This is a genomic window from Nocardia sp. NPDC055321, assembly GCF_053645575.1.
The window spans coordinates 177,146-194,192 of record NZ_JBSHMS010000007.1; the positions used below are offsets into that span (position 1 = coordinate 177,146).

The window sequence follows — 17,047 nt, forward strand, 5'->3', positions numbered from 1 at the left end:
CTTGCTGGACCCGCCCGGGCGGCACGCAGCCGACGAAGGGAATCCCCGCCGTGCGCATCGCCGCCGTCATCCTCGGAGCGCTCCTCCTGCTCACCGGAGCCGGAGCCGCCGCACCCCCGCCCGCCTTCGAGTGGCAGGCGGTGTGGACCACCGCGACCCAGCGGCCCGGCGACAGCTTCAACTGGTCCACCTCCGGATTCGGGAATCAATCTGTGCGCCAGGTGATTCGGGTCAGCGCCGGGGGTTCGACCCTGCGGCTGCGACTGTCGAACCGATTCGGTGACCGGCCGCTGGTGGTCACCGGGGGGACCATCGCCCGCAGCGCGGGCGGCGCCGCCCTGTACCCGGAAAGCCTGCAGCCCTTGACCATCGGGCGCGAATTCACCTTCCGGATCGACGCCGGGGCCGAGGCCGTGACCGATCCGGTCGCCCTCCCCGTCGCCGCGCTCGAAGCGCTCACGGTCACACTGTATTTCGCCGAGGCCACCGGTCCGGCCACCTACCACGCGCTGACCCCGAACACCGCGTACCTGGCCTGGGACGACCATCGCGCCGACGGCCCCGGCGACGCCTTCGCGGTCACCTCCACCTCCTACTACTACCTGGACGCGGTCGAAGTCGCCGACTCGCACCCGCACCGGCCCGCGGTCGCGCTGTTCGGGGATTCCTTCACCGAGGGCGTCGGATCCACCCGCGACGAGCACAACGCCTATCCCGATCAGCTGGCCGAACTCCTGCTCGCCCAGGACCGCCGGCGCGCGGTGCTCAACCTCGGCATCAACGGCAACTGCGTCATCGCCGATTCGCAGTGGCTCGGTGAAGGCGGGTTGACCCGATTCCAGCGCGACGTGATCGCGCGTCCCGGGGTCGGCACCGTGGTGATCCTGCAGGGCATCAACGACATCTGGGTCGGTGGCGCGAACCTGGCGCTGGGACCGCTCACCGGCGGGCTTTCCGCCGAGGAGGTGATCGAGGGCCTGCGGGGCCTCATCGCCCAGGCGCGGGCCGCGGGCCTGCGGGTGATCGGCGCGACCATCGCGCCGGTCGGCCGCTCCACCTTCGACAGCGGGGACCGGGCCAGGTTCCGCGAGCGCGAGGGGGTGCGCCGGGCGGTCAACGACTGGATCCGCGACTCCGGCGAGTACGACGCGGTGGCCGACATCGCGACCGTGCTGGCCGATCCCGCCGCCACCGATCGGCTCGCCGCGGTCTACGACATCGGTGATCACCTGCACCCCAACGACGCCGGTCACGCGGCCATGGCGGCCGCCGTCGCGGCGGTGCTGGACTGAGCCGTCACGGTCGTGCTCGACCGAGCCGGCACGGCGGTGCCCGACCGGCGCGTGGCGGGGGTGCCTGCCCGATTCGGCGTGGACGCGGGTGAACACCCGCCACCGATTCCGGTTATGTTGTCCGGTGCGGGCCGCGCCGCAACGATCTCGAGGCCGAGGGCCTGTCGCGCGCCGCGGGATTTGCTGTCGGGGAATGCGGGAGTTCGAAGATGCTGCGCAGCGGTGAGGTTTTCGCCGAGTATGTGGTCGAAGGCGAGCTGGGCCGTGGCGGCATGGGTTCGGTGTTCCTGGCCCGGCATCCGCGCCTGCCGCGGTTGACGGCGCTGAAAGTGCTGAATCGGCACCTGTTCTCCGATCCGGAGAGCCGGGCCCGTTTCGATCGGGAAGCCGAACTCGTGGCGCGGCTGGATCATCCCAACATCGTGGCGATCTACGATCGCGGCGCCGAGGGTGAACAGCTGTGGATCTCCATGCAGTACGTGGACGGCCCGGACGCCTCGGCGGTTCCCGATCACGAGATGACCGCCGACCGCGCGGTGCGCATCGTCTCGGAGGTGGCCGAAGCGCTGGATCACGCGCACAGCCGCGGCGTCCTGCATCGCGACATCAAGCCCGCGAACATTCTGCTGGAGCAGTCCGCGAACGGGCGGCCCGAACGAGTGCTGCTGACCGACTTCGGAATCGCGCGCCTGCGCGATGACGCCGGGCATCTGACGCGTACCGGAACCTTCACCGCCACTTTGGCTTACGCGTCGCCCGAGCAGCTCTCCGGCGAGCAGCTCGATGCCCGGGCCGATCAATACTCGCTGGCGTGCACGATGTTTCGGTTGCTGACCGGGGTCGGGCCGTACGAGTCGGATCATCCGGCCGTGGTGATGCAGGGGCACCTGTACGAGCATCCGCCGTCACTGTCCGCCATTCGGCCGGATCTGCCGGTCGCGCTGCACCGGGTGCTGGCGCGGGCCATGGCCAAACGGCCGCAGGATCGGTTCGGATCCTGCGCGGAGTTCGCCGCGGCGGCGCGGCGGGCGCTGGCCGACGGGATCGACGCGACCGCGACCGTGCCGTTCACCGGCGCACCGGCGCGCGCGGAGCAGACGCGGGTGATCGCGCCGCCGAGCGCGCCCGCGCCGCGCCGTTCGCGCCGCGGGCTGTTCGCGGGCATCGGCGCCGCGGTGCTCGCCGTCGTCCTGGCGGTGGCCGCGGGTCTGTTCTTCATGGACCGGGGCGACGCGGGCAATCAGACCTCGGCCGGCGACCTGGACGCGCTGTGGGAGGCGTTCCCGCGCATGGTGCCGGTCGACAAGGGGCGCAAGGAAGGCTTCAACGCCGCCACCTGCAAGAGCTACGAGCCCAAGGATCGCCCGTCGGACAGTGATGACGGTCTGGACGTGGGCCGCTGGACCGCGCAGTGGGAGTGCGACGGCGGCAACAGCTACAAGGACCCGACCTTCCGCTTCTACGCCTATCGCTCGGCCGACGACGTGCGCGCGGTGACCGCCCTGCTCGACCCCGCCACCAGGTTCACCGAGGACAACCGCGGCACCTCGTACGTGAACTATCGCGTGAAGTCGTACTGGGGTGAGTCGATCGTCACCGTCTTCCTGGACACCGACGATCGCGCGCCCTTCCTGATGTACTCGCGCCCGCGTTCCTCGAGCGACAAGCCCGACATCGTCGCGTGGTGGAAGACGACCCGGTTGGATTAGTCGAGTGGGTCGCGGGCGATGGGGCAGGTCATGCAGTGCCCGCCGCCGCGCCCGCGCCCGAGTTCGGCTCCGACGATGGTGATGACCTCGACGCCCTGTCGCCGCAGCTCGGTGTTGGTGTGCGTGTTGCGGTCGTACGCGAACACCACCCCGGGTTCGGCCGCGACCAGATTGTTGCCGCTGTCCCACTGCTGGCGTTGATTGGCGTAGTAGCCGCCGCCGGTCTCCACCACGCGCAGCTTCGCGAGGTTCAGCGCATCCGCCACGACGTCCAGGAACGACGACTTCTCCGCGGTGACCTCGACGCCCGCCGCGGAGTCCCCGGGCCGCAGCGAGAACGCGTGAATCCCGTCCACCACATCGGGATACGCGGTCACCAGGTCGCGATCGGCGAAGGTGAAGACGGTGTCCAGGTGCATGGCCGAGCGCAGTTTGGGCATGCCCGCGGCGATGACCCGGGTCGCGGCGCCACTGTCGAACAGGACCTTGGCCAGCTGGGTCACGGCCTGTCGGGAGGAGCGTTCGCTCATGCCGATCAGTACCGCGCCGTTGCCGATCGGCATGACGTCGCCGCCTTCGAGAGTGGCGTTGCCCCAGTCCTTTTCGGGATCGCCCCACCAGATTCGCGCGCCGGTGAAGTCGGGGTGGAAAGTGTAGATCGCCTTCATCAGCAGCGTCTCGTCATGGCGCGCCGGCCAATACAGCGGATTGAGCGTGACGCCGCCGTAGATCCAGCAGGTGGTGTCGCGGGTGTACAGCGTGTTCGGCAGCGGCGGCAGCAGGTATTCGCGCACCCCGGCCTGTTCGCGGGCCAGCGCGCGGTATCCGGCGGCGTATTCACCGGGCAGGTCCGCGACCGCCATTCCGCCGATGAGGTACACCGCGAGGTCCCGGTCGCTCAGTTCGGCCAGGTACGAGCGCACCTCGTCCACCAGGCCGAGTCCGACCTGGTTCACGGTGATGGTGCGGTCGAGCAGCCAGGCGCGGGCCTCGGGGATCGCCAGGGTGGCGGCCAGGACCTCGTGCAGTTCCACGACCTCGATGCCGCGATCGCGCATCTTGGTGACGAAGTCGAGGTGGTCGCGCTTGGCGTTCTGCACCCACAGCACGTCGTCGAAGAGCAGGTCGTCGCAATTGGACGGGGTGAGCCGGTCGTGGGCCAGGCCGGGGGCGCAGACCAGGACCTTGCGCAGGGCGCCCACCTCGGAGTGCACGCCGAATGCTGTCGGGCTGTTCATGATTCGGTCTCCTCAGATGGATATCAAACCGGTGGCCAGGGCGATGATCGCGGCGATCGCGCCGAGCACGGTGATGGCGAACAGCACCGATTCCGCTGGGCTGAACAGCTTTTCGCCACGCTCACGGCGCGAGAGAATGAACAGGACGGTGCCCGGGGCGTAGATGATGAAGGACAGCAGGACGAATTCGAGGCCGGCGACCAGGATCATGAAGGCGGTATAGAACGTCGCGACGCCCGCGATGAACAGTTCCCGGTTGCGGTCCTGCGGGCGGATCTCGTCGTAGGTCTCGCGGGTGCCCGCCAGTTTCAGCGCATACGCCGCCGCCAGCAGATACGGCACCAGCGACAGCGCGCTGCTGAGTTTGAGCGTGAAGGTGAAGGCGTCGTCGGAGAACAGGGTGGTGAGCAGGACCAGCTGGATCAGCACGGTCGTGAAGGTCACCGCCACGACCGGCACCCGATTGGCGTTGACCCGGGCCAGGAACGAGGGCATGTCGTCGTCCTCGGCGGCGACGAACAGCACTTCCGCGGCCATCAGCGTCCAGGCGAGGTACGCGCCCAGCACCGAGACGATGAGCCCGATGCTGATGAACCACGCGCCCCACGGGCCGACCGCGGATTCGAAGACCGGCGACATCGAGGGCTGCTGCATCGTGGCGAGCCGCTCGCGGGGCACGATGCCGAAGGACACCATGGTGACGGAGGCGAAAACCGCCAGCACGCTGAGGAATCCGAGAATCGTGGCCCGGCCGATGTCCGCGCGGCTGCGGGCGTAGCGGGAGTACACGCTCGCGCCCTCGATGCCGAGGAAGACGAACACGGTGATCAGCATCGTGGCGCGCACCTGGCTGAACAGCGATTCGGTGTAGCCGTCGCCGCCCCAGAAGTTGTCGGCGAACACCCCGGGGTCGAAGTAGAACAGCAGCACGATGACGAAGACCAGGATGGGCACGATCTTCGCGATCGTCACGATCTTGTTGATGGTCGCGGCCTCCTGCACGCCGCGCAGCACGGTGAAGTGGAAGGCCCAGATGAAGACCGTGGACAGCAGCACCGCGGGCACGGTGTTTCCCTCGCCGAAGATGGGCAGCACCTGGCCGAGGGTCGACTTGATCAGCACCCAGTAGGAGACGTTGCCCACGCACGCGCTGGCCCAGTAGCCGAACGCCGAGATGAAGCCGAGGTATTCGCCGAACCCGGCCTTGGCGTACGCGTAGACGCCCGCGTCGAGATCGGGTTTGCGGACCGCGAGGCTCTGGAATACCAGGGCGAGGGTGAACATGCCGGTGCCCGCGATGGTCCAGGCGATGATCGCGCCGAAACCGCCGGTGGCCTGGCCGAAGTTGCGCGGCAGCGAGAACACGCCCGCGCCGACCATCGAGCCGACCACCATGGCCGACAGGGTGAGCAGCGGCATGGTTCTGGTGGGGGTGTGGTGGGTCTTCGTGGCCAAGGCTGCATCCCTTCGACCGGCGGTCGGCTCCCGGGCCCGGGAGCGGCGGACACTCACCGCGATTGGTCAGCTATCTCCGGTGCGGCGTCTTCATCAGTTGTACAAGCCCTTCTCGTGCGGCAAATCGACCATTGCACATCGAAATCGCAAATTACAGGCAATCAATGAACTCTTTGCGGTGCCGACACCGGCGGGTGTGCCCTCGCGCGCGGGGTGTCCGGTCGTGCGGCGCCCGGTGCGCCCGCGGCCCGGGCCGTCCGCGCCGCCCGGCGTGTCCGGGTGGTGAGTGCGCAGGTAAGCTCTCTTTCTCGTGAGTCTCACCCTCGGAATCGTCGGCCTGCCCAACGTCGGAAAGTCGACGCTGTTCAACGCGCTGACCCGCAACGACGTGCTGGCGGCGAACTACCCGTTCGCGACCATCGAGCCGAACACCGGTGTGGTGCCGCTGCCGGATCCGCGGCTGGGGGTGCTCGCGGAGATCTTCGGTTCCGAGCGGCAGCTGCCCGCCGTGGTGACCTTCGTCGATATCGCGGGCATCGTGAAGGGCGCCTCCGAGGGCGAGGGCCTGGGCAACAAGTTCCTGGCCAACATCCGTGAGGCCGACGCCATCTGCCAGGTCGTGCGCGTGTTCGCCGACGACGACGTGGTGCACGTGGACGGCAAGGTCGATCCGCTGGCCGATATCGAGGTCATCGAGACCGAGCTGATCCTGGCCGACATGCAGACCTTGGAGAAGGCGGTCGTCCGCCTGGACAAGGAAGCGCGCATCAAGAAGGACCGCAAGCCGGTCGCCGATGCCGCCAAGCAGGCGCAGGAGATCCTGAACAGCGGCCGGACCCTGTTCGCGGCGCAGAAGGAGCTCGATGTCGAGCTCCTCAAGGAACTCTCGCTGCTGACGATCAAGCCGTTCCTCTACGTCTTCAACGCCGACGAGGCGGTGCTGACCGACGAGGCCCGCAAGGCCGAGCTGAAGGCGGCGGTCGCCCCCGCCGACGCGGTGTTCCTGGACGCCAAGATCGAGTCCGAGCTGATCGAGCTCGACGACGAGTCGGCCCTGGAGCTGTTGGAGTCGATCGGCCAGTCCGAGCCCGGCCTGCACGCTCTGGCCCGCGCCGGATTCCACACCCTCGGCCTGCAGACCTACCTGACCGCGGGCCCGAAGGAGTCCCGCGCCTGGACGATTCACCAGGGCGACACCGCCCCCAAGGCCGCCGGCGTGATCCACACCGACTTCGAACGCGGCTTCATCAAGGCCGAGATCGTCGCCTACAAGGACCTCGTCGAGGCCGGCTCGATGGCCGCCGCCAAGGCCGCCGGCAAGGTCCGGATCGAAGGCAAGGATTACGTGATGGTCGACGGCGACGTGGTCGAGTTCCGCTTCAACGTCTAGGTTTTCGCGCTCGCAGCCAAAGCAGACGCTCTTGCGATCAGCTGGGCCTCATTCGGTAATCGATTGAGGCCCAGCTGATTTCGATCTACGGCCCGCCGGGATCTACCTGAACAGGGTGTTCTTCAACGCCGTCAGGGCTCTCTTCGCCGCTTTGTGGTCGGGGCGTGCTCTCGACTGCTGTCGAGCAAAATAGTGAGCGAACAGCTCCTGACTGGTGCTGCGCCAGGCCGCTGACAACTCGGCAACGCGTAGTTGGCCGAGAACATTCGTAATCTCTTCGCCGAGTAGGTGAAGCGCTGCGAGATCTACATCCAGTTCGGCTTCGATCAGCAGGTCGGTGCGTGCTTCGTAAAGGCTGGATTGGATATCCGTGTCACGCTCGTACCAGCCGCATACGGTGGCGATGTCGGCGGCATCCTTGTATTCGCCGTTGGCGGATCGGTCGCACCATGCCTTCAGCTTGAGTGCGGCGTAGCCGGCAGGGGAGGGGATCCGGGTTCGGTGGCCACTGGAGAGGGGTAGTTCGACCGAGTGGTCGAAGACCTCGCGGAAGCCGAAGACGTCCAATGACTGTGCCCTGCCGGGCAGGGTGGTGGTACCGGCTGGATTCTCGATTTCGCCGAAAGGTACGACGTCGACCGCGATTCCGGCAATCGATACGCGAATTTCCGTCGTTCCGGAGCGAGGTAGTGCCGTGATGATTCGGCGGTATTCGGCATCGCCGTCGACTGCCACGGCAATGTCCACATCGCTGGTGGATCGAAGGGTGTCGGTGTGACCCCACGCGGCGTGCAGTAGGTCCCGGCAGTGGGCGCCGATAACCATGATCGACGATTCGTCGGCCTCGGTGCGCGAGATCAGTTCGCTCACGATTCTGTCGACGAGAGTCAGGGACGGTGCATCGATGCGCAGCGGATCAAACAAGGTTTTCCGTTCGGAGTGTCCTCGCGACCTCGGACTGTCGAGGTTCCCTGGCAGCTATCAGATCTGCGTACACGAGGAGTGGTGGGACAGCGGACTTGCTGAATACGCCGGTGCCGCTCGAATCCGATAGGTTGTCGGGAACTCGCCAGAACTTCCGTCGCACTTCGATATTGGGGTCGTCGGATGCCCGCCACCCGTTCTGGATGGCATCGGTGATATCGAAGTGATCGGTGTAGATCGTGAGTGTGCGTGGTTGGAGCATCACCTCCACAGCGGACTCTCCGCTTATCATGGAACCCTTTGGGATCGAATATTTTTCGATGTCTCCGCTGTACCTGCCGAGTCGTAGTTGCCGCGATAACGGGCCCCTGAACGCCGCGGCCCAAAGGTCCACGAGTTCCTCGCGGCGCCGCAGCGAGCCGCCGATCAAATAGCCGGATTCCCGCATGATCTCGAGGGTCGACTGTGCGATGCCGACCGAGGTCCCCGAGGCTTCCGCGATCTTCCGGACCGGTGCCCCGGCGAAATGCGGCCAGGTCAGCAGAACGAAGACCACCTGCATGCGCCGCGCGCTGAATAAGCTGGCGCCGGATGGGCGGTGGCTCGGCTCCTCAACGGCAAGCCGACGCCCCCGGATATCCACGAGCAGTGGGCCCGAGTCGAGTGAGGCGTTGCCCGCGTAATCGACGTAGTCGATGCCGGCCGCACGCAGCGCATCGCCGGTGCGGCCGGTGACCTGCGGCCCGGTCACCAACTGCCGATGGCCTCGATCCTGTTGGTCGATGCGGGCCAGCTCCGTCAATGTCACGTGCGGCAGCCACGTCATCTGGTAGACCACTTCGAACCCGCGTCGGTTCAACGTGACGAGCGCGGTTCGCTCCGATGTCCACTGGTCCACGGACAGCGTGATCGCGAGCTTCGACAGCGCTTCGGTCAGCGCTTCTTCGACCTCTTGCTGTCGCGTTCGGCTTGCCATGATGTTCAGTTTAATTGAACGTGCGTAAATATTGAACATATCCGGGTGACCCGGGTGGTGCGCGGCTGGTCGGCACCACCCCAGCGGATCCGCAGCTCGGCCCGGGCGCGGCACGGCGTGCCCACCGCCATTCCCGTCCGGCCGGTGGCGCGCGAGGAACGCTGAACGGTCAGTCCCCGGAAAAGCTCACGCCGGTCAGCTCTTCCGACAGTTGCCAGATCCGGCGGGCGTCCTCTGGGCTGCGGAGGCGGGAGTAGAGCTTCTGTTCGGCGGGCGGGCCGCCCAGGTGGCCGGGGCCCTTCGGGCCGTAGAGGCGGCCACCGCGGGCGTCGCGTGCGGTCGCGGCGTAGAGGGCGGGGAGCTGGGCGGTCTCGACGGTGCCGAGGAGGATGCCTCGGGCCGACAGGGCGCGGATCACGCGGACGCCGAGGGTGTCGCGGTCGCGGCCTACCTCGGGGCGGGCGGCGAGCAGATTGGTGGGGGCCACACCGGGATGGGCGAGATTGCTCGTTATCGACCAGTCGTTTTCGCGGGCGCGGCGGTCGAGTTCGAGGCCGAAGAGGCCCAGGGCGATCTTGGATTGGCTGTAGGCGTTCTGGCCGCTGTAGGAGTTCTGCCAGTTCGGGTCCTGCCAGTTGATCGCGCCCCGGTTTGCCGAGACGCTGATCTGCGAGGTGACCCGGGCCCGGCCGGCGCGCAGCAGTGGCAGCAGGCGGGCGACCAGGGCGAAGTGGCCGAGATGGTTGGTGCCGAATTGGAGTTCGAACCCGTCGGCGGTGGTCTGCCGGTTCGGCGGCGTCATCACCCCGGCGTTGTTGATCAGGAGGTGGATCGGGCGATCCTCGCGCAGCAGGGTCGCGCCGAGTTCGGCCACCGAATCCAGCGCGGACAGGTCGAGCCGGTACAGCGAGACCTTCGCCCCGGGCGTGGACCGTTCGATCGTCGCGACGGCCGCCGCGCCCTTGTCCGGATTGCGTACGGGCAGCAGCACTTCGGCCCCCGCGGCGGCGAGGCGGGTGGCGATGCCGAGGCCGATCCCGTCGCTGCCGCCGGTGACGACGGCGCGCTTCCCGGACAGATCGGGAATGGTGATGTCGATGGGCGTGCGCGGCATTCTTCGCTCCTCGTGGATGGGTCCCCGGTACGTCGAAAGCCTCTTCAACATAGAGGCATCCCGCGCGCCGGCCGCCCGTGTCGTCACAACGCCGAGCCCAACCCGGTGTTTCGGGGAGCGCGGCCGCGGGTGCGCCACGACCCGGCGGGGTCGTCACGGACGAGGATCGTGGCGCCGCCCACCGGTCACTCGAACTCCGGGCATCGCTGTCTCAGCGAACGTCGTTCTCCCGCTGCGCTTTACGCTTGGCGCGCGCCATCCGCAGCAGATAGCCCGGCGTCGGCGGCACCCACCCGAGCTGCACCGCCTGACCGAGATCGTCCCGATTGGCCCAGTGCTCGATCACTTTGCCGTCCGCGATCCGCAGCCAATGTGACTGCGTCACAGCGAAAGTCTTCCCGGTGGGCGGGAAGACCTGCTCCACGCTCCCGTCGGCGGCGTAGGTCACGAACGGTCCGGTGTGCCGGCCGTGCATGGTGGTGTGCAGGGCGACCAGGTCCCCCTCCACGACCGCGGACTCGACGGTGTGCCGCAGCTCCGAGTACGCCGAGCGCAGCCACAGCGCCGTCGCGTAGTAGGCCGCGGGACCCCGTCCTCGCGTGTCCGGCGGCTCGGCGGCGGCCTCCCGGTTGGTCGCCTCGGGGTGGATGACCGCGTCGAAGTCGGCGAGTTCGCCGTCGGCCATGATGCACACCGAGCGAATCGCCAGTGCCCGTGCGAATTCGGCGGTGGTCGGGGCGGTGATGTCCATGCGGGACCTCGCAATCCGGAGCGTGTCGGCCTGTGTCCTCAGGAGATATCGGTCGAACCGCCCGTCGCGTTCGATTCGGTAGCGCGCGAGCCCGCGCGCTCGGTCACCGTCGGCGGCCCGCCGAGACCCGTTCGTCGCCTACGGTGAAGGCGTGAACGAGATCGCGACGGTCGAGGCGAACGGGCTGGAATTCGCCTACCACTCGGCCGGTCCCGCCGGTGGTCCGCTGGCGCTGCTGCTGCACGGTTTTCCGGATACGCCGCACTCGTGGCGGCACCTGTCGGGGGCGCTCGCCGGGGCGGGATACCGCGTGATCGCGCCGTATACCCGGGGATACGCGCCGACCGGCGTGCCCGCCGACGGCGCGTACCAGGCCGGGGCGCTGGCGTCGGACGCCAACGCGCTGCACGCGGCGCTCGGCGGCGGCCCGGATGCCGTTCTCGTCGGCCATGATTGGGGCGCGCCCGCGGTGTACGGCGCGATCGCGGCCGCGCCGGAGCGCTGGCGCCGCGCCGTGACGATGTCCATGCCCCCGACCACGGCCCTGCGCGCCGGATTCCTCGGCTACGAGCAGCTGAAGCGATCCTTCTACATCTTCCTGTTCCAGACGCCACTGGCCGAATCGGTCCTCACGCCCGATTTCATCGCCGGCCTGTGGCGCGACTGGTCACCCGGCCACACCGAGGATCTGACCCCCGTCTTCGCAGCCCTGCGCGCCCCCGAGAACATCGCCGCCGCCCTCGGCTACTACCGCACCATGCTGAAACCGTCCCGCCGCCCGGGAACCACTGCCGCGCAGCCCCTTACCGCGAGCAAGGTCCCCACCCTCTACCTGCACGGCGCGAACGACGGCTGCCTGAGCCTCGACGCGATCGATCCCGAGATCGAGAATCACCTGCCGCCGGGCTCGCGCGGAGCGGTCATCGCCGAGGCCGGTCACTTCCTCCAGGTTGAGCAACCGGGTGCGGTCAACACCGCCGTGCTCGAGTGGTTCGACGTCGCGAATCTCTGACCGGCGCGGGAAAGCTCGAAGTGTGCTCGAGGCCGACCGGCGGGTTCGGAACGCGGGCGCTCGGAGCCGCCGCGACCTCGCTCGGCGTTCGGTGCCGTTATCGGGCGTCTCGTCTCGCGCTGTGACGATGAGGAGAAGCCGCATCCGGTACCGCTGCCCGGCACACCCGGGGTGAGCTGCGCCGACACCTCGCGGAGACGAAAGTCGTTGCGGCAGAGAACCGGATGAATCGGACGGTTCGGCGGTTCTCGCGTTGCGTATCGCATTCCGCGAGCGTGTCGCGCCCGGACAATGCCACCCGGCAGCCCGATTCGGGACTATCCTCCGACATCGGCGGGGAAGTGTGCTGGCAATTCGCGGGATCTGTTTCGGTGGGCGTGATTCGGGAAACCCCCTTACTGCTGCAGGCGTGTGCCGGCTATCGGCGCTCGGTGCGGGTGCGCGGTTCCCGGGCCGAGTCGCTTATCGAGCAAGGCGATCAGGAGCGGAGGAACAGCCGTGAATTTTCGACCGACAGCGCTTGGCTACATTCGGAGTGATGTCTCCCGGGTGCAGCAGGCTTGGGACGAGGAGCAGATTCGGAGCCGTGCCCGCAGGCTCGGGTACGACTTCGCGAAAATGATTGTGGTGGACGGGCGTTCCAGCGACCGGCCGCTGGCCGGTTTGAAGGCCACCATCGCGCGCACCCGGGCGGAAGCGGTGTTCGTGCCGGGTATCGAGCACTTCCAGGACGGCGTCGTGCCCGCCCATCTGATCCAGGTGACCGACGTGATCACCGTGAATCCCTTCGCCACCTACGCCAGGTGGTCGAACGGCCTGGTGGATTCCGCGGGGCAGGGGACGGCGGATACGGCCTAGTGCCGCGGCGTTCGCACCGCCGTCCGCAACCCCCGATACCCGCCGGCCCGCGTCTACAGCGGGGATTGGCGGATGGTGGTGAACACGCGCAGACAGTGCTCGGTCATCTCCTCCGGCGAATAGCCGGGATGATCGCGCCACCAGGTGATGGTGGTGGAGACGATACTGAACCACCAGGCCAGCAGGAGCGAGTGATCCTGCGGCGCGGACACGCCCGCGCCCTGCAGCACTTCGGTGACGCCCTCCGAACCCATCGTGTTGAGGGCGCGCTGATAGCCGTGGGCGCGGTCGTACGCCTCGCTCGGGCGGGGCAGCGTGGTGTCGTAGATGATGCGCCAGTTCTGGGTGCGGCCGTCCAGCGCCGCGAAGATACCGGCGAGGGTCGCCAGCGCCTTGCCGTGCGCGCCCGGCACGACCTGGGCGTCGGCGACCGCCGCCACGAGGCTCTCACCGGCGCGCCGCACGCAGGCGGCGTGCAGGCCGTCGCGCGATCCGAAGTAGGTGTAGATGAGGGGCTTGGAGACCCCGGCCGCGGTCGCGATGTCGGCGACGGAGGCGTTGGCGTAGCCGCGATCACCGAACTCGCTCGTGGCGATGTCGAGAATCTGCTGTTCGCGCTGTTCGCGCGGTACGCCCTTGGTCCCGGCGCGGCCCACGGCGCTCATCGCGCCGGTGCCGCGGGGTCGATCAGGACGCCGGGGTTGAGGATTCCGGCGGGATCCAGGGCCGCCTTCGACGCGCGCAGGGCGACCGCGAACGGGTCCGGGCGCTGGGTGTCGTACCACGGGCGGTGGTCGCGACCGACGGCGTGATGGTGGGTGATGGTGCCACCGGCGGACGAGAGTGCCTCGGACACAGCGGCTTTGATCTCGTCCCACTGTTCGACCGTCCGGCCCCACTGCCCGGCGGCGTAGATGCCGAAGTACGGCGCGGGACCGTCGGGGTAGACGTGGGTGAAGCGGCAGGTCACCACCCCGGTGATGCCGAGGGACTCGAAGACCCGGGTGGCCGCGTCGCCGACCGCGGCCCGCAGTTCGTCGAAACGGTCCCAGGTGCAGGCGGTTTCGAAGGTTTCCACGATCATCGACTGCGCGGCGAGGGCGTCGCGCTGGTACGGCATCCGCAGGAAGGACGATCGCCAGGTGTCCGCCGCGCCGGTGCGCGCCGAATCCTGTTCCGAGTCCGAGGAACTCACGCCGTCGGGGGTGCGCCCGCCGTGGTCGTGACAGATCCCCACGGCGCGCGACAGCGCCGCGTCCACCGGATGATCCGCCGATTCGAAGCCGAGTACGAGCACGCCGCCGGACGTTGGCGTACCCGCGTTGAGGAAGGCCTCCATCGGGTCGAGCAGGCGACAGTTCGCCGGGAAGAGGCCGGACTGGGCGATGGTCCGGGTCGCGGCGACCGCGGCGGAGTAGTCGTCGAACAGCACCGACGCCCCGGCTCGCCAGCGCGGTCGCACCTGGACGCGCATCCACGCCTCGGTGATCACGCCGAGCACGCCCTCGGACCCCAGGAACATGCGGTCCGGTGACGGACCCGCGCCCGAACCGGGCAGCCGGCGCGATTCGCTGGTTCCGACCGGCGTCACCACCCGCATCGACTCGACCATGTCGTCGATATGGGTGTAGACCGTGGCGAAGTGCCCGCCCGCGCGGGTCGCCAGCCAGCCGCCGAGGGTGGAGAACTCGAACGATTGCGGGAAGTGCCGCAGGGTCAGGCCCTCGGTTTTGAGCGCCTGCTCCAGGGCCGGGCCGAGCATGCCCGCTTGGATACGCGCGGCCCGGCTGGTGTGGTCGACCTCCAGGACGCGGTTCAGCGCACCCAGATCCAGCGAGACGACGCCGGCGTAGTCGGCGGTGCCGCGCGGTTCGACCCCGCCCACCACCGACGTCCCGCCGCCGAAGGGGATCACGGCGATCCCGGCGGTGGTGCACCAGTCCAGGACGTCGACCACGTCCTGCTCGGTGCGCGGGCGCACCACCAGGTCCGGCACGTTGTCCACGCGGCCGAGCAGTGCGCGCACCACATCCCGGAAAGCCTGGCCGTGCCCGTGCGCGACCCGGTCCCCGAGATCGTGGGAAGCCAGTTCCGCCAACGCTTTCGGCGCTCGGATACGGGATTCGGCCACGGTCAGCTCGCGCAACGCCGGCGCCTCGTGCACCGAGAGGTCCGCGTCCGGCGCGATGGCCGCGACCCGCCGCGTGAGCGCCTCCCGCTCCTTCCCGGTGACCGCGTCCTCGACGTTCCCCCAGCCCCACCACGACCGCGTCACAGCCGCCTCCTCTCGCAGCGCCACTAATTGACCTGAAGGTAATTTACTTCGAAATCAATTACAAGGGGCCGATTCGGCCGCGGCGCGACGCCAGGCCGACGTGCGCAGGAGGCGGAGGCCGTTGAGAGCCACCAGGATCGTGGAGCCCTCGTGGCCGGCCACGCCGAGGGGCAGGGGCAGGGTCGCGACCAGGTCCCAGGTCACCAGGACGGCGATGCACGTGGCGGCGATCGCCAGGTTGGCGATCACCACGCGGCGGGCCCGGCGGGCCAGGGCGATCGCGGCGGGGATGGTGGACAGGTTGTCGCGCACGACGATCGCGTCGGCGGTGTGCAGGGTCAGGCCGGTGCCCGCGCCGCCGAGGGCGATGCCGACGGTGGCGGCGGCGAGGGCGGGCGCGTCGTTGATGCCGTCGCCCACGACCGCCACGCGGTCGCCGTGCGCCTGGTACTCGCGCACCGCGGCAACCTTGTCCTCGGGGAGCAGGTTCGCCCGGACATCGGTGATGCCGAGTTCGGTGGCCAGGCGCCGGGCGGCGGCGGAATTGTCGCCGGTCAGCAGGATCGGGTCGTGGCCGGTCACCTCACGGATCGCGGCGACGGCGGCCGCGGCCTCCGGGCGGGTCTCGTCGCTGAGGGCGAGCACTCCCACGGGGACGCCGTCGCGGGACACGACCACGGTCGTCAGCCCGCTGTGCTGTAGCTGGGCAACGGCTTTCGCGGCGGGGCCGTCGCCGGTCAGGGTCGCGGGGGATCCGACCTCGATGACGTGACCGGCGATCCGTGCCGATACGCCGCGACCGGGCAGCGCGGAGAATTCCTCGGCCTCGGGGAGCGACAGGTCCCGCGCGCGGGCCGCCCGGACGATTGCGGCGGCCAGCGGGTGCTCGCTCGCGTGCTCGGCCGCCGCGGCCAGGCGCAGTAGTTCCGATTCCTCGAATCGTGTGTCCACGCGGTGGATTTCGACCAGATCCGGCAGGCCGCGGGTGAGCGTTCCGGTCTTGTCGAAGGCCACCCGCGAGACGGCGCCCAGCTGTTCGAGCACCACCGCCGACTTGATCAGGACGCCGTGCCGTCCGGCGGTGGCGATGGCGGCCAGCAGCGGCGGCATGGTCGCCAGCACCACCGCGCACGGTGAGGCGACGATCATGAAGGTCATGGCGCGCAACAGGGCTCGCCGCAGGGTGTCGCCCAGCAGCAGGGGGACCGTGAAGACGGCCAGGGTCGCCACCACCATGCCCACCGAATACCGCTGTTCGATCTTCTCGATGAACAGCTGGGTCCGGGCCTTGGTGCGGCCCGCGGTCTCCACCAGCGTGGCGATCCGCGCCACCACCCAGTCCTCGGCCCGCCGATCCACCCGCAGCCGCAAAGTGCCGGTGCCGTTCAGGGTTCCGGCGAACACCTCGTCGCCGATCGTCCGGTCGACCGGCAGCGGTTCGCCGGTGATGGTGGCCTGATCGACCTCGCTGCCGCCGCCGATCACGGTGGCGTCCGCGGGAATTCGCTCACCGGGCCGCACCACCAGTACGTCGCCGATCGCCAGCTCCGCCGCGCGCACCACCTGCTCCGCGCCCGCCGGGGACAGCCGGGTCGCGGTCTCCGGCGCGAGATCGAGCAGTCCGCGCACCGAGTCCTCGGTGCGCGCGGTGGCGAACGCCTCCAGCGCCCCCGAGGTGGCGAAGATGACGATCAGCAGCGCGCCGTCGGTGATCTGCCCGATCGAGGCCGCGCCGAGCGCCGCCACGACCATGAGCAGATCCACGTCCAGGGTCCGGTCCCGCAGCGCCCGCAGCCCCGCCAGCCCAGGTTCCCAGCCGCCCGCCGCGTAGCAGGTCAGGTACGCCGCCCAGTACACCCACGCGGGCGCCCCGGCCAGCTGGGCTCCGAGCCCGAGTGCGAAGAGTGCGAGAGCGGCTGCGGCCCAGCGTGTTTCGGTGAGATCGAAGAGCTGGGTGCGGCGTATCGCGACGGGCTGCGGGGCGGGGCGGCGCGGCGTGAACGTCGGCGCGATCATCGGTCACCTCCGGGTCGTACGGGCGGGGAACGCGGCC

14 protein-coding genes are annotated in these 17,047 nt (G+C 69.0%); 5 read left to right on the forward strand and 9 right to left on the reverse strand.

All coding sequences use genetic code 11. From position 1 onward, the window contains the following. The first annotated feature begins 50 nt into the window (after positions 1–50). Both ACWIGI_RS13815 and ACWIGI_RS13820 read left to right on the forward strand, forming a co-directional pair. The gene (locus tag ACWIGI_RS13815) at positions 51–1,292 is read left to right on the forward strand and encodes a GDSL-type esterase/lipase family protein (protein WP_454202727.1); all 1,242 of its coding nucleotides are present in this window, start codon (positions 51–53) and stop codon (positions 1,290–1,292) included. A 209-nt stretch (positions 1,293–1,501) separates the two neighbouring features. Further along, complete coding sequence (locus tag ACWIGI_RS13820) at positions 1,502–3,001, forward strand: serine/threonine-protein kinase (protein WP_454202728.1); 1,500 nt, start codon at positions 1,502–1,504, stop codon at positions 2,999–3,001. On the opposite strand, the gene ACWIGI_RS13825 is transcribed toward ACWIGI_RS13820, so the two are convergent. After that, positions 2,998–4,239, reverse strand: coding sequence for an arginine deiminase (locus tag ACWIGI_RS13825; protein WP_454202729.1), 1,242 nt, complete (start codon positions 4,237–4,239; stop codon positions 2,998–3,000). The genes ACWIGI_RS13820 and ACWIGI_RS13825 overlap by 4 nt on opposite strands. 12 nt (positions 4,240–4,251) lie before the next feature. Next, entirely contained in the window at positions 4,252–5,694 is a 1,443-nt protein-coding gene (locus ACWIGI_RS13830) for a basic amino acid/polyamine antiporter (protein ID WP_454202730.1), read from the reverse strand. A gap of 310 nt (positions 5,695–6,004) precedes the next feature. On the opposite strand from ACWIGI_RS13830, the gene ychF reads away from it, so the two are divergent. Beyond that, the gene (gene ychF / locus ACWIGI_RS13835; protein ID WP_454202731.1) at positions 6,005–7,084 is read left to right on the forward strand and encodes a redox-regulated ATPase YchF; all 1,080 of its coding nucleotides are present in this window, start codon (positions 6,005–6,007) and stop codon (positions 7,082–7,084) included. A gap of 102 nt (positions 7,085–7,186) precedes the next feature. On the opposite strand, the gene ACWIGI_RS13840 is transcribed toward ychF, so the two are convergent. From ACWIGI_RS13840 to ACWIGI_RS13855, 4 genes are all read right to left on the reverse strand, one after another. Then, positions 7,187–7,954, reverse strand: a complete 768-nt coding sequence (locus ACWIGI_RS13840) for a hypothetical protein (protein ID WP_454202732.1) — start codon at positions 7,952–7,954, stop codon at positions 7,187–7,189. Between the two features lie 46 nt (positions 7,955–8,000). Then, positions 8,001–8,984, reverse strand: a complete 984-nt coding sequence (locus tag ACWIGI_RS13845) for a type IV toxin-antitoxin system AbiEi family antitoxin (RefSeq protein ID WP_454202733.1) — start codon at positions 8,982–8,984, stop codon at positions 8,001–8,003. 169 nt (positions 8,985–9,153) lie between these two features. Then, the gene (locus ACWIGI_RS13850; RefSeq protein WP_454202734.1) at positions 9,154–10,098 is read right to left on the reverse strand and encodes an SDR family oxidoreductase; all 945 of its coding nucleotides are present in this window, start codon (positions 10,096–10,098) and stop codon (positions 9,154–9,156) included. A 211-nt stretch (positions 10,099–10,309) separates the two neighbouring features. Next, a complete protein-coding gene (locus tag ACWIGI_RS13855; protein ID WP_454202735.1) occupies positions 10,310–10,849 on the reverse strand; it encodes an ester cyclase in 540 nt (179 codons plus the stop codon). A 151-nt stretch (positions 10,850–11,000) separates the two neighbouring features. Here ACWIGI_RS13855 and ACWIGI_RS13860 point away from each other — a divergent pair, with 151 nt between their 5' ends. Together ACWIGI_RS13860 and ACWIGI_RS13865 are read left to right on the forward strand one after the other, a co-directional pair. Beyond that, positions 11,001–11,861, forward strand: a complete 861-nt coding sequence (locus tag ACWIGI_RS13860; protein WP_454202736.1) for an alpha/beta fold hydrolase — start codon at positions 11,001–11,003, stop codon at positions 11,859–11,861. A 549-nt stretch (positions 11,862–12,410) separates the two neighbouring features. Next, complete coding sequence (locus ACWIGI_RS13865; RefSeq protein WP_454202737.1) at positions 12,411–12,719, forward strand: hypothetical protein; 309 nt, start codon at positions 12,411–12,413, stop codon at positions 12,717–12,719. A gap of 53 nt (positions 12,720–12,772) precedes the next feature. On the opposite strand, the gene ACWIGI_RS13870 is transcribed toward ACWIGI_RS13865, so the two are convergent. Genes ACWIGI_RS13870 through ACWIGI_RS13880 form a run of 3 tightly spaced genes read right to left on the reverse strand, consistent with a single transcriptional unit; the run spans position 12,773 to position 17,010 of the window. Then, a complete protein-coding gene (locus tag ACWIGI_RS13870) occupies positions 12,773–13,384 on the reverse strand; it encodes a TetR/AcrR family transcriptional regulator (protein WP_454202738.1) in 612 nt (203 codons plus the stop codon). After that, complete coding sequence (locus ACWIGI_RS13875; RefSeq protein WP_454202739.1) at positions 13,381–14,994, reverse strand: FAD-binding oxidoreductase; 1,614 nt, start codon at positions 14,992–14,994, stop codon at positions 13,381–13,383. The genes ACWIGI_RS13870 and ACWIGI_RS13875 overlap by 4 nt, the downstream gene beginning before the upstream one ends. 54 nt (positions 14,995–15,048) lie before the next feature. After that, positions 15,049–17,010: a heavy metal translocating P-type ATPase gene (locus tag ACWIGI_RS13880; protein ID WP_454202740.1), complete on the reverse strand. Its 1,962-nt coding sequence runs from the start codon at positions 17,008–17,010 to the stop codon at positions 15,049–15,051. Positions 17,011–17,047: the final 37 nt, after the last annotated feature.